Source organism: Aminobacter carboxidus (genome assembly GCF_014863355.1).
Lineage (GTDB): Bacteria > Pseudomonadota > Alphaproteobacteria > Rhizobiales > Rhizobiaceae > Aminobacter > Aminobacter carboxidus.
Map to the genome: position 1 here is coordinate 196,707 of NZ_JACZEP010000005.1, position 12,327 is coordinate 209,033.

Genomic DNA, 12,327 nt, shown 5'->3' on the forward strand with positions numbered 1-12,327 from the left:
ATGTATGTTTATGTCGCACAGCGTCGCCGCGATGAAGGAAACCGGATGAAGCTCGAGCCTGACCAGAGCGGAGACTATGTCCTGGAGCCAAGGTTCCTGGCGCAGCGGCTTTCCATTGAAGAGAACGAACTTCAACGACGAATGCGCCTCGGCCTCGTAACCAGCCGGGTGGAGTGCGGCATCGACGGCGACAAGGGCCGAAAGCGCCTGACCGTGCGCAATCGAAATTCGGTCTGGCGTGCCATCGTCGATGCCGACAACCGCATCATCAGTGAGGAATCCTTCGAATTGGGACAAGCTTCGGCGGTGGCAAACTGACACCACCAATATCATCCGCGCACAATCAAAGTCCGTTCACCTAGAAGCAGGAAATGAAATCATGGACGATCAAGATTCTGGCAGTACTCTCTTGCCAATGCTGGTCGCTGGCCTGGTGCTGGTGACCGTGGGCTATGCGGTGATCATGATGTTCGTGTGAACCTCATCGGAAAGGCCCATCATCTAACATCTGAGCGCCCAAGCTGTCGGTCTCCTGTCGGCCCCGAATCCGTCTTGGGAAATCATTTCCCGCCAAGCTCATGCTCCACAAGCCGGATGGAACCGCGAGGGGTCGACGAGTGATCTGTCATGACGGTCCTTTCGCGACAGGGCGAGACGTCGCGGCGCGACCCTATCACGTATTGGGATGCCAAGGCTGGGATCTAAGGCTCATCGGTTGCCACGGCGACGGCTCGCAGACCAGGGACTAGCGACCCTTCGGCCTGGAACCGGATATCGGCGGCGTTGGCCTCGTCCGTGTCGATATGCATTTCCGTCAACGAATCCGGACCGACGCGGATCATCGTCTTACCAAACACCAGCCCGCGCTCCTCGTCACCAATATGTACGTCGACGATCATACCATCGGTGAGACCGAGGCGTGCGGCGTCGTGGGGGTTCGTGTGAATATGCCTGGCAGCGATGATCAACCCGTCCGTGTCGAGGTTTCCGACCGGTCCGATGAGCCGCACAATCGGAGTCCCTTCCAACTTGCCGCTGTCGCGCACCGGTGGGTCGATGCCTAATGCAAAGCCGTCGGTTCGCGAGATCTCGATCTGCGTCCGCTTGCGTTCTGGACCGAGGATCGCAACCCGGTCGATCTGGCCCTTCGGCCCTTCCAGTGTAAGGCGCTCTGCCGCCGCCCATTGGCCAGGCTGGCGCAGCGGCGCGGATTGCGTCAGTTGATAGCCGGCCCCAAACAGCGCATCGACTGCGCCGCGCGATAGATGGACATGGCGGGCTGACACCGCCACGGGTATAGTGTCCATCGCAGGTGCTTTGCCAGCCAATGCGACAGCCGTTTCGCGCGCGATCATCAACTGTTCGGCCGTCTCCGTGACGATAACGCGCACGCGAGACCCATAGGCTTGGATCTGTGGCGCTGCGTGGCCGCCGAGGTCGACCGACTGATTACGGTCGTGGTCTAGCCTCAGACCCATGAACTCCAACCCGTCGCAAATCCGCCGCCGCATCGAAGCCGAGTTCTCGCCTATGCCGCCCGTAAACACAACGGCGTCAAGGCCGCCCATAGCGGCTGCGTAAGCGCCGATATATTTGCGCGTCCGATAGGCGAATATCTCGATTGCCAGCTGCGAGTCAGCCTCCCCGCTGGCGGCGCGGTCCTCGACTGTGCGCATATCGGAGGAGCCGGTGAGTCCCTTCAGCCCACTCTCGTTATAAAGCGCGTGCTCAATCTGGCCGATGGCCAGGCCGAACTGCCTTGCAAGGAAGCCGAAAAGTCCGGGATCAACATCCCCAGAACGCGTACCCATTACCAAGCCCTCGATCGGCGTCATGCCCATCGACGTATCGATACTTTCGCCGCGATTGATCGCGCAGACACTCGCGCCATTGCCAAGATGCACGCTAACAATCCGCAAATCGCGTAGCGGCTCGCCGATCTCTTCCGCAGCCCTGAACGCCACATATTTGTGCGATGTGCCGTGGAAGCCGAAGCGCCTCAGACCCGCCTCTCTCCAAGCCTTAGGCACCGCGTAGGTGGTGGCACGCGGCGGGTTCGTGGCATGGAAGGCTGTGTCGAAGACAGCGACCTGCGGCAGGCCGGGCCAGACTTCTGTCGCAATGCGCACTGCCAGCAGATTGGCCGGGTTGTGGAGTGGAGCCAGCGGCGTCAGCGATTCGATGGTGTCGATCATCTTGGCGTCAAGGATCGTGCTAATACGGAATCGCTCGCCACCGTGGACGATGCGGTGCCCAACAGCATTGAAAGCACCGATTTCATGTTCCGCAAAGATCGCAGGAAGGGCCATAAGGGCCGTGGAGATGTCTGCATATGGCGCATCGCCGGCGTCCGACTTTCCTCCATACACGATCTTATAGCTACAGCGGCCCTGCTCAAACCGGTCATAAGTTGCCTTGAACGTCTCGGTGGCCTGCGGACCATCGATCTCGAAGATACCCACCTTCAGGCTCGAGCTGCCGCAATTGATGACGAGGATTCTCACAAGCCTTCCTTCTCGATTCTATTTTTGTTCGTCCCGCAGCGTCTGTTCATGGCATGACTATCATGAAAGCGTAGCGAATATTCCGGCTGGAGAGGCTATGTCGGCCCGTGTGGAAGTGGTGGTGTGCTATGATTCGTCGCCATAGGAAATGAACGCACCGCACCAAGGTGCAACTCGGCAAGTTGGGACTACGAACTCAATTCTTTGGCAATAGCGAACTGTCAGCTCCTGTTGCGCCATTTCGGCCCTTGAGGTTATCGTTGCTATTGCCTGAAAGCGATACAGTTAGCGACACTTATTGAGGCCGCGGTTGTGCCGCCAGACAGACGAGAACGCAGGTTCGCTCCTCTTTGTGCCAGCACAACGAGGCCTCCTCGTCCGGTGAGTAGGGTCGATCTTTGGCGCTACGGGAAGCGGCTGCGATGAAGTCCCTATTCACGGAAGATATGTCGATGGACGACATCATGCGCGCGTCTCCGGGTACCATACATGTCGTTCTGAAACATCGCATGCTTTGCGTTGGATGCCCGATCGCTCCCTTCCACACGATGTCGGATGCCTGCCGGGAACACAGCGTGGACGAACCCCTGTTTGTCGACCACATCAAGTGCGAGATCGGATCGAAGAATGAGCCTCCGTGATCAATCTTTCTTCGGGCGCCCTTCAGCCAGCATGAACAGTTTATGCGGTTCGACGACCGTAACTTTCTGCCTTCCGCTACGGACAAGACCCTTGGTCTCCCATGCGCTCAGCAGCCGGCTAACAGTATGGAGCGTCGTACCGGTCATTTCTGCGATGTCCTGGCGCGAGATCGGGAAGTCGATCAAAACGCCTTCCGCCGTCTTTTTTCCGGTCTGATTGGCGAGACGGAGCAACGCATGGGCGACCCTCTGCTCAACCTGCTCCGTTGACATTTCGATGACACGGGTGTGCGCTTCCTGAAGGCGAGATCCGACCGTCTTGTAAGTGCCGACGCCGAATGCCGGATATTGCGCCGAAAATCTCGACCATAACCGGCTGGGCCAGGCCAACACCACGCAATCGACCGCGGCTACGGCACTCGCCGGGTAGGTGGTTCGCCCGAGCGCATGCGCAATGCCGAGAAGCTCTCCAGAGCTTATGTAGCGTACGATCACCTGCTGGCCGTCCGGAGTGGACTTGACCACGCGGACATGGCCGTCAAGCAGCAGAAAGAAGGAATTAGCCTCGCCCTCCTGTTCGAAGATGGTCGTATCCTTGGCGATACGCTGCGAGCGGGCGTTCGCAAGGACATGATCGAGTTCTTCCGAGGTCATTCCCTGGAACTGAGGTAATCCGGCGATCAGCGAATGGTCGAGCTGGCTCAAGAGTTCCTCACGGGAGGTATTTTAGAATCCGCGCAATGTCACATCTGGACAATCGAACCGCAACCTTTTGGCGTCTGCGGCATTTACGTCGTGTTCGCGATTGTTTGCGCTGCATCAAACACGTTTCCCGGGAACATCCGTATAGACGCCCAGACGGCACCCGTGCCGACTGAAAAGGATCGAAACTATGATGAAGCGTACAATGGTTCTCGCGGCAGCATTCGCGGCGCTGGTGGTGGCGGGAGGCGCGCAGGCCGCCGATCACGAAGTCCAGATGCTCAACAAGGGCGAAAAAGGGGCGATGGTGTTTCAGCCAGATTTCATCCAGGCAGCACCCGGCGACACGGTCACCTTCGTGCCAACTGACAAGTCCCATGATGCCGAATCCATCAAGGGGATGATTCCGGAGGGAGCCGAACCGTTCAAAGGCAAGATGAGCGAGAAGATCACAGTCACGGTCAACGCCGAAGGCGTCTATGGCGTGAAGTGTATCCCGCACTACGGCATGGGCATGGTGGCTCTCATCGTCGTCGGCAAACCGGCCAACCTGGAAGAAGCCAAGGCCGTAAAACACCCCGGTAAGGCGAAAAAAGTGTTCGCCGAACTCCTCGAGCAAGTCCCCGTCAACTGAACGACGATGGCGGGCTGATCCACCGACGCTCGCAAACAGACCGGACGGGCTTTGGGTCCATTCGGTTTTTCATGAAATGAGCAGCATGGCCGTTCCCCGTACCAGGCCGGGCAATTATCCGTCGATCCTCTCCTATGGCTTCCGGCCTTTCTTCCTGCTCGGATCGCTTTATGCCGGCCTGACCATTCTCTTCTGGCTGCCGCTTCTTTATGGCCACCTTGAAACATCGAGCGTCTTTTCGCCGGTAGACTGGCATGTTCACGAGATGCTGTTCGGCTATCCGGCAGCGATCGTCACCGGGTTCCTGCTGACGGCCATTCCCAACTGGACCGGCCGCCTTCCGGTTCAGGGATTGCCGCTTCTCGCGCTGGTCTTGCTGTGGTTTGCCGGACGGGCAGCCGTTTTTTTCTCGGCTGAAACAGGCTGGCTTGCAGCAGCGGTGATCGACTGCGCGTTCCTGCTGGCGGTAGCCGGCGCCGCCGCAACCGAAATCGTCGCTGGCCGCAACTGGCGCAATCTGAAGGTGCTGGCTCCCGTTCTCGTCCTGCTGGCGGCCAACATGATTTTCCACGCTGAAGCTCATTTTGAAGATATCTCCGATATCGGGCGCAGGCTCGGCATCGGCGCGGCAGTTGTGCTGATCACGATCATCGGCGGACGCATCATCCCAAGTTTCACCCGCAACTGGCTGGTACGTGAGAACCCGGGACGTCTGCCGGCGCCGTTCGGGCGCTTCGACGCGGCGACCATCGTCACTTCCGCTCTGGCGCTTGCACTGTGGTCCTTGCTGCCGGAGAGAACCGAGACGGGGCTGGCGCTGCTTGTCTCCGCTGCCTTGAACGCCTTCCGGCTTTCGCGCTGGGCCGGCGATCGCACGTCTGGTGATCCACTCGTGCTCATCCTGCACGTCGCCTACGCCTTCGTGCCGTTGGGGATGCTGCTTGCTGCCTTGCCGAACCTAATGCCTGGAACGGTTGCGCCGGCGGCCGGAATCCACGCTTTCGGCGTGGGTGCCATCGGAACGATGACGCTGGCAGTCATGGTTCGTGCCACCCTTGGCCACACCGGACGGCAGCTGCGCGCCGGAAAGGCGGGGTGCTTCGTATTCGTCGCGATCCTCGTCGCTGCAGCGGCCCGGATCGCCCAAGCGTTGGGTGTTCCGGGAGACTGGCTGATCCATCTGGCGGCGTGCGCGTGGGTGGCAGCGTTTCTCGGCTTCGCCGTGCTTTATGGAGGTATGCTCCTGCTGCGGGGTTCAAGGGTCGCGCCACCGACTTCTGGTGCCAAAATCCAAGCAGTGAGCACCGCGGACACGCCTGCGGATCGCTTGCGTTTGCGCAATGAGCGCGCTGCCTGGATGATTTAAGTTCTGCCCAAGCATCTGATGCGAGGCAACAATGGAGTGTGCCATGCTCGACAAAGACGGAACGCGATCGAATTCAGGGCCAGGTCTTAGGGCTCGTCGGCCCCACGGGACTCGAATGGCGGGATGGCTCGCCGCTATTGCCACTGTCATGTCGTTGCTCTTCCACGCTCCGGCATTGGCTCAAACACACCAGCACGGAGCGGCGGCGACAGACACAGCGCAGGCGCAAACCGAGCCGGCCACGCCGGTGGCCGAACAGGCAGCGCCCGATGCCAGCGCCGCTGGAGCCGCCGCATCGGTCAGCTATCACAATCCGACGACCTTCACGCTCAAAACCGGGATCGCCACCGGGCGCATGGTCTATATCGGCGTGGGCGGCGATATAAACGGTCAGGTTAATCCCACCCTCATGGTGCATGAGGGCGAACTGGTGCAGATCAACCTGATCAACGGCGAAGGCGCCGAGCATGATGTTGTGATCGACCAGTACGGCGCGCGATCCTCGATCGTGGTTGGAAAGAATGCCTCGTCGACTTTTTCCTTCACTGCCGGCAAGGTTGGCGAGTTCGCCTATTTCTGCTCTATCGCCGGGCACCGTCAGGCGGGTATGGAAGGACTGATCCAGGTGATGGCAGGGCCGCGCGAGGCGATGGCTTCGGATGCCGCCGACGTGGTTCGTGATCCTGCCGATTTGCCAGGTCCAATCGGACAGCGCGCGCCGAAAGTCGTCAAGGTCGATCTGGAAACGGTCGAACTGGTCGGCAAACTGGATGACGGCACGACCTACACATACTGGACTTTCGGCTCAAAAATCCCTGGTCCATTCGTCAGGGTGCGGGTCGGCGATACAGTCGAGGTTCATCTGAAAAACGCAGCCGACAGCGTGATGGCGCATTCCGTCGATTTCCATGCCGCGACCGGACCTGGCGGCGGCGCGCACGCCACGCAAACCGACCCAGGCAATGAAACCGTCGTGACTTTCAAGGCCCTGAAGCCCGGTATCTATGTCTATCACTGCGCAACGCCAAGCGTGGCGCACCACATCACCAGTGGAATGTATGGCCTGATCCTTGTCGAGCCGGAGGGAGGTCTGCCGCAGGTCGATCGCGAATTCTACGTCATGCAGGGCGAGCTATATACGGTCGAGCCTTTCGGCACGCAGGGCGAAATGGAGATGGACTACGATAAGCTGATTTCGGAGCGCCCGGAATACTTCCTGTTCAACGGGGCGGTCGGCTCACTGACCAAAACCCATCCGCTCTACGCCAGCGCCGGGGAAACGGTGCGCATCTTCTTCGGCGTCGGCGGCCCGAACTTCACCTCCTCGTTCCACGTGATCGGCGAGATTTTCGACAGTGTCTACTCAATGGGCAGTATCATCTCGCCGCCGCTGCACGGGATACAGACCGTGACCGTGCCCCCCGGTGGTGCAACGATCGTCGACTTCAAGATTGATCGCGGCGGCCACTATGTGCTGGTCGATCACGCGCTCTCGCGCGCCGAGCGTGGACTTGCCGGTTACCTGATCGTCGACGGACCGGAGGATGACGAGATCATGCATTCGGGTCCGGCGGAAGAGCCCGGCAAATAGCAGACCCGAAGCCCCCATTCAGGAGAAGTCCTTGATGGGGGCTTCGACTTGTTCAGTCTGCTCGGTGCCATCGATCGAGACGTCTTGCATCTGATCGACTGCCTCGACGAAAGGGGCCGATCGATTGGACCCAAGGCAGCCTAGCAAGGGAAAGACGGCCGAAAATGGCGGCGGTATGGCCCGACCACGCACAGCGCATGCTGAGCTATCTCGCGATCCGCCAAGAAAGCCGGTGTCGCGTTTCCGAAGTCGCCTCCAGCTCGCGATCTCGGTATGCATAGCGACCGAGGCGTTTTTTTCGATCTCGATTGTATAAGTCCATCAATCGTTTCCGAAACCGGGCCGGCCTCGCCAAGTTGCTGGACATCTTGGGAATATCGGCCACACTTCGGTAAGAGAGGGAGAAGACATGATTGGTCAGCTTACTTCGGGCGAACGTCAGTCTGCTGTAGTGATCCTGCTCATTGTAGCGATGGTGGGACTCTCTATGGCCGCGCTGGGACGGACGGATCCGCTCGGAGTGCACGGTGTGATCGTCATGTTGTTTTCGGGCGGACTGCTTTATGTCGTCCTGTCCTCCTTCTATGCCCCAGCGCCTACGGAAGAACGCGAGGCGTCGTATTACGACGACCCAATCAAGATCGGCATTGTTCTCTCGATGGGATGGGCGGTTTTCGGGATGCTCATGGGCGTCTGGGTGGCTTCCCAACTTGCTTGGCCTGACCTCGCCTTCGATGCAGCATGGTCGAGCTTCGGGCGCCTTCGGCCCACTCATACGACTGGCGTCATCTTCGGGTTCGGCGGCAACGCGCTGATCGCCACGTCCTTCCACGTCGTGCAACGGACCTCCAGGGCGCGTCTCGCCGGGCAGTTGAGCCCCTGGTTCGTGCTATTTGGTTTCAACCTGTTCTGCATTCTTGCCGTCACCGGCTACTTCATGGGCATCACCCAGTCGAAGGAATACGCGGAGCCTGAATGGTACGCCGACCTCTGGCTGGTCGTGGTCTGGGTGACCTACTTCATTCTCTACATACGCACGATCGCGCGGCGGAAAGAGCCACACATCTACGTCGCAAACTGGTACTTCATGGCGTTCATCCTGGTCGTCGCCATCCTGCACATCGTCAACAACCTGACGCTTCCGGTGTCGTGGGGTCACGCCAAAAGCTACACAGTCTGGCCGGGCGTCCAGGACGCCATGGTTCAGTGGTGGTATGGACACAACGCGGTCGCGTTCTTCCTCACCGCCGGCTTCCTAGGAATGCTCTACTACTACCTGCCAGTCAGGGCGCAGCGGCCGATCTTCTCCTACAGGCTGTCGATCCTGAGCTTCTGGGGCATCACCTTCTTCTACATGTGGGCAGGCTCCCATCACCTGCACTACACGGCGCTGCCGCACTGGGTGCAAACCCTCGGCATGACTTTCTCCGTGATGCTGCTGGTGCCGTCCTGGGCTTCGGCGGGCAACGCACTGCTCACGCTCAATGGCGCCTGGCATAAGGTTCGCGACGACGCAACGCTGCGCTTCATGATGGTCGCGGCAGTGTTTTATGGCCTGTCGACGTTCGAAGGCTCGTTCATGGCGATCCGTCCGGTGAATTCCCTGTCGCACTACACCGACTGGACAGTCGGTCACGTGCATGCAGGCGCTCTCGGCTGGGTGGCGCTGATCACCTTCGGATCGTTCTACACACTCGTCCCAGCTCTCTGGAAGCGCGAAGCGATGTACTCCGCCCGGCTGATCGAGGTCCATTTCTGGCTCGCACTGGCAGGGACGCTGATCTACGTCTTCGCGATGTGGAACTCCGGCATCATTCAGGGGCTGATGTGGCGGACCTATACCGAGGAAGGCACGCTCGCCTACTCCTTCGTCGACTCCCTGGTGGCGATGTACCCATATTACATCGCGCGGGCCTTCGGCGGACTGCTCTTTCTGATCGGTGCGGTGGTTTGCTGTTACAACATCTGGATGACCGTCCGAGCCAAGCCCGTCACGTCATCGCGATCTGGCGACGTCCCTGTCGTTTCCGTCGCTTCAGTTGCTGGAGAATGATGGATGTCCGAACTCCTCCATCGGAAGCTTGAACGTTCCGCCATCGGATTGGTGCTCGCCATCATCGCGGCGGCAAGCGTCGGCGGCATTGTCGAGATCGCGCCTCTCTTCACCATCGACGGGACGGTCGAGGAAGCCCCCGACATGCGTGTCTACACGCCGCTCGAGCTGGCCGGGCGCAACATCTACATCCGCGAAGGCTGCTACGCCTGCCACAGCCAGATGATTCGAACGCTGCGCGACGAAGTGGAGCGGTACGGACCCTACTCGCTTGCCGTGGAGTCGCAGTACGACCGCCCGATGTTGTGGGGGTCCAAGCGCACCGGACCAGATCTTGCGCGTGTCGGCGGCAAGTACTCGGATTTTTGGCACGTCGCACACCTTTCCAACCCCCGCGACGTCGTGCCTGAATCGAACATGCCCGCCTACGCCTGGCTGGCCCGGACTCCATTGAGGATGGAAGACCTTCCGCGTCATCTTGAGGCGCAGCGTGCGCTTGGCGTTCCCTACACCGAGGAGATGATCGAAAACGCGGCACGCGACGCCTACGGGCAAGCCATGCCGGATGGCGACTTCGCGACCGGGGTCTCCGAACGCTACGGCGAGGCGACGCAGGTTCGCGCATTCGACGGAGTGACAACGCAGGTGACGGAGATGGATGCTCTGGTGGCTTATCTCCAGATACTCGGCCGACTGACCGTCGCCGCATACCAGGACACCGCAGCTCCCGAAAAAGCGCCGGACCCGGCAAACTGAGCGGAGCATGGTGATGGATTTTGACTACGATACGCTCGTCGCCTTCTCCAAAAGCTGGGGCCTGCTGTACCTCTTCGCGTTCTTTCTGGCCGTAGTCGTTTACGCCTTCTGGCCGTCGAACAAAAATCGCTTCGACAGGGCCAAGAAGAGCATTCTCGACCAGGACGATAAGCCATGGAAGTGAACGAACGCGACCCGGTTACAGGCCGGGAGACGACCGGCCATGAATGGAACGGCATCAAGGAGCTAGACACGCCGGTGCCCCGCGGCGTGCTGCTGTTCCTGATCATCACCCATATCTGGGCGATCGCTTGGTGGTTCTTCGCACCCACCTGGCCGTTGGGGACGACATACACCAAGGGCCTGCTCGGCTTCGACCAGAAGCAGATCGTCGAGGAACAGATCGTCGACAGCCAGAGCGAGAGAGCTGCCTGGACGTCGCGGATCGAGAGCGAGAGATACGACGCCATTCTCGCCGATGAGGGCCTTATGAAGATCGTTCGTAGCACAGGCCGCCAGCTGTTCGGCGACAATTGCGCCGCCTGCCACGGAAGCGACGGCCGGGGTCGCGCGAACTACCCCGATCTCACCGACGATGACTGGCTGTGGGGCGGCGGCCCCGAGCTGATCGAGCAGACGATGCGCGTCGGCATTAACACGCAGCATCCAGACAGCCGCATTGCGCAGATGCCTTCCTTCGGGCGAGACGGGATGCTCGAACGCGACCAGGTCCGGAGCGTGGCCGCCTATGTCTATTCGCTGACCAACCCCGATTATTCCACGCCGGAGACCCTTAAACGGATAACCTCAGGACAGGAGGTGTTCGCGACAACATGCGCCGCCTGCCACGGCGAGGACGCGAAGGGCAACCGCGATGTTGGCGCGCCTAATCTCACCGACGCCTACTGGGTTTACGGCGGCGACATGCAGACGATCATCACTTCTGTCCACAGCGGACGGCAGGGCCATATGCCGACCTGGGATGAGCGGCTGACGGGCGCGGAAATCCGGATGCTCTCGCTCTATGTCCACGATCTGGGGACGCGGCAGCCATGAACGCGCCCATGTCCACGTTCATAAGGCGCACATGGCTGGCCTGGTTGCTTGTGCCCGCGGGGCTGCTGTTGTTCGCAGGAGCCAACGCCCATCTCGTATACGTGGCGATACAGTCGCAGCCGGACTGCGTCGCGCACTCCAAGGCCGCAAGCGACGGACCTGGCTACCGCGCCGCCAAGTCGGCGTGCTGAGGGAGAGAGAGCATGAGCGAGAGCGACAAGTCGTACTGGCTTCTCAGCGAGACCTCCGACATCCGGGAAACGCGTGACCCGCGTCTGAACCGCGGACTGCCGCTGCTCGAAGGACTCCGCTGGCTGTCGGTCGGATGGCGCGACCTCTGGAGACGGCCCGCGTCCAGCATCGCCTACGGTTTGGGCGTGTTCGTTCTCTCCGTTGCATTCATATGGACACTCGTGGCCTTCGGCCGCGACTACATCCTGTTTCCCGCTCTGGCCGGATTCATGATCGTGGCCCCGTTCCTTGCCATCGGGCTTTACGAGAAGAGCAAGGCGATCGAGGAAGGGCGGTCGACTAGCCTGGCGGAAATGTTGATGGTCCGGCCCCGCGCGGGCCCGCAGGTCTTCTTCACGGGCGTGCTTCTGTGCCTGCTCATGATGCTGTGGATGCGCGCAGCGGTGCTGCTTTACGCGCTGTTCTTCGGAATGATCGCGTTCCCGGGCCTGCAGCACATCGCAGGCATGCTCTTCGGAACCCCTTATGGATGGACGATGCTGATTGTGGGAACGGCTGTCGGAGGGCTGTTCGCGGCGTTCGCATTCGCCGTCAGCGTCTTCTCCGTGCCGATGCTTCTGGACCGTCGCATCGACGCGCTGACGGCGATGGGCACGAGCATGAAGCTGGTCTGGAACAATATCGGACCCATGGTGGCATGGGGGGCGATGGTGCTCGTTCTCTTCGCCGTTTGCGTCGCGACGGGGCTCGTCGGGATGATCGTCATCTTTCCGCTGCTTGGACACGCGACCTGGCACTCGTACAGGGCCATGGCCCAGACTGCGGACTAGGA

13 protein-coding genes are annotated in these 12,327 nt (G+C 60.3%); 11 read left to right on the plus strand and 2 right to left on the minus strand.

Translation table 11 applies throughout. The features are described 5' to 3' along the window. On the plus strand, window positions 1–318 hold the full coding sequence (locus tag IHE39_RS17460) for a DUF6522 family protein (RefSeq protein WP_192567367.1): 318 nt from the start codon (window positions 1–3) through the stop codon (window positions 316–318). Window positions 319–701: 383 nt separating this feature from the next. Here IHE39_RS17460 and IHE39_RS31090 read toward each other — a convergent pair whose 3' ends face one another. Further along, the gene (locus IHE39_RS31090; RefSeq protein WP_192567368.1) at window positions 702–2,504 is read right to left on the minus strand and encodes an acetate/propionate family kinase; all 1,803 of its coding nucleotides are present in this window, start codon (window positions 2,502–2,504) and stop codon (window positions 702–704) included. Between the two features lie 446 nt (window positions 2,505–2,950). On the opposite strand from IHE39_RS31090, the gene IHE39_RS17470 reads away from it, so the two are divergent. Then, window positions 2,951–3,145 (plus strand): DUF1858 domain-containing protein, encoded by a 195-nt coding sequence (locus IHE39_RS17470; protein WP_434781323.1) that lies wholly within the window; start codon window positions 2,951–2,953, stop codon window positions 3,143–3,145. Here IHE39_RS17470 and IHE39_RS17475 read toward each other — a convergent pair whose 3' ends face one another. Continuing rightward, complete coding sequence (locus IHE39_RS17475) at window positions 3,146–3,850, minus strand: Crp/Fnr family transcriptional regulator (RefSeq protein WP_192567370.1); 705 nt, start codon at window positions 3,848–3,850, stop codon at window positions 3,146–3,148. Between the two features lie 190 nt (window positions 3,851–4,040). On the opposite strand from IHE39_RS17475, the gene IHE39_RS17480 reads away from it, so the two are divergent. The 9 genes from IHE39_RS17480 (at window position 4,041) to IHE39_RS17515 (ending at window position 12,325) form a co-directional block, all read left to right on the plus strand. Then, the gene (locus IHE39_RS17480) at window positions 4,041–4,481 is read left to right on the plus strand and encodes a pseudoazurin (RefSeq protein ID WP_192567516.1); all 441 of its coding nucleotides are present in this window, start codon (window positions 4,041–4,043) and stop codon (window positions 4,479–4,481) included. An 85-nt stretch (window positions 4,482–4,566) separates the two neighbouring features. Then, the gene (locus tag IHE39_RS17485; protein WP_192567371.1) at window positions 4,567–5,847 is read left to right on the plus strand and encodes an NnrS family protein; all 1,281 of its coding nucleotides are present in this window, start codon (window positions 4,567–4,569) and stop codon (window positions 5,845–5,847) included. A gap of 115 nt (window positions 5,848–5,962) precedes the next feature. Beyond that, window positions 5,963–7,438, plus strand: coding sequence for a copper-containing nitrite reductase (gene nirK, locus IHE39_RS17490; protein ID WP_246485532.1), 1,476 nt, complete (start codon window positions 5,963–5,965; stop codon window positions 7,436–7,438). 412 nt (window positions 7,439–7,850) lie between these two features. Continuing rightward, the gene (gene ccoN, locus IHE39_RS17495) at window positions 7,851–9,491 is read left to right on the plus strand and encodes a cytochrome-c oxidase, cbb3-type subunit I (protein ID WP_192567517.1); all 1,641 of its coding nucleotides are present in this window, start codon (window positions 7,851–7,853) and stop codon (window positions 9,489–9,491) included. Window positions 9,492–9,494: 3 nt separating this feature from the next. Next, entirely contained in the window at window positions 9,495–10,247 is a 753-nt protein-coding gene (gene ccoO, locus IHE39_RS17500) for a cytochrome-c oxidase, cbb3-type subunit II (protein WP_192567373.1), read from the plus strand. A 13-nt stretch (window positions 10,248–10,260) separates the two neighbouring features. Then, window positions 10,261–10,431, plus strand: coding sequence for a cbb3-type cytochrome oxidase subunit 3 (locus IHE39_RS17505; protein ID WP_192567374.1), 171 nt, complete (start codon window positions 10,261–10,263; stop codon window positions 10,429–10,431). Next, window positions 10,422–11,303, plus strand: coding sequence for a cytochrome-c oxidase, cbb3-type subunit III (gene ccoP, locus IHE39_RS17510; protein WP_192567375.1), 882 nt, complete (start codon window positions 10,422–10,424; stop codon window positions 11,301–11,303). The genes IHE39_RS17505 and ccoP overlap by 10 nt, the downstream gene beginning before the upstream one ends. Window positions 11,304–11,311: 8 nt before the next feature. Beyond that, window positions 11,312–11,494, plus strand: coding sequence for a hypothetical protein (locus IHE39_RS30705; RefSeq protein WP_246485533.1), 183 nt, complete (start codon window positions 11,312–11,314; stop codon window positions 11,492–11,494). Between the two features lie 12 nt (window positions 11,495–11,506). Next, entirely contained in the window at window positions 11,507–12,325 is an 819-nt protein-coding gene (locus IHE39_RS17515; RefSeq protein ID WP_192567376.1) for a DUF2189 domain-containing protein, read from the plus strand. Window positions 12,326–12,327 lie beyond the last annotated feature (2 nt).

Bases quoted from the DNA above. Each gene is read 5' to 3' on its own strand.
- IHE39_RS17460 (WP_192567367.1), top strand. From the start codon at position 1: ATGTATGTTTATGTCGCACAGCGTCGCCGCGATGAAGGAAACCGGATG.
- IHE39_RS17470 (WP_434781323.1), top strand. From the start codon at position 2,951: ATGTCGATGGACGACATCATGCGCGCGTCTCCGGGTACCATACATGTC.
- IHE39_RS17480 (WP_192567516.1), top strand. From the start codon at position 4,041: ATGAAGCGTACAATGGTTCTCGCGGCAGCATTCGCGGCGCTGGTGGTG.
- IHE39_RS17485 (WP_192567371.1), top strand. From the start codon at position 4,567: ATGGCCGTTCCCCGTACCAGGCCGGGCAATTATCCGTCGATCCTCTCC.
- nirK (WP_246485532.1), top strand. From the start codon at position 5,963: ATGGCGGGATGGCTCGCCGCTATTGCCACTGTCATGTCGTTGCTCTTC.
- ccoO (WP_192567373.1), top strand. From the start codon at position 9,495: ATGTCCGAACTCCTCCATCGGAAGCTTGAACGTTCCGCCATCGGATTG.
- IHE39_RS17505 (WP_192567374.1), top strand. From the start codon at position 10,261: ATGGATTTTGACTACGATACGCTCGTCGCCTTCTCCAAAAGCTGGGGC.
- ccoP (WP_192567375.1), top strand. From the start codon at position 10,422: ATGGAAGTGAACGAACGCGACCCGGTTACAGGCCGGGAGACGACCGGC.
- IHE39_RS30705 (WP_246485533.1), top strand. From the start codon at position 11,312: ATGTCCACGTTCATAAGGCGCACATGGCTGGCCTGGTTGCTTGTGCCC.
- IHE39_RS17515 (WP_192567376.1), top strand. From the start codon at position 11,507: ATGAGCGAGAGCGACAAGTCGTACTGGCTTCTCAGCGAGACCTCCGAC.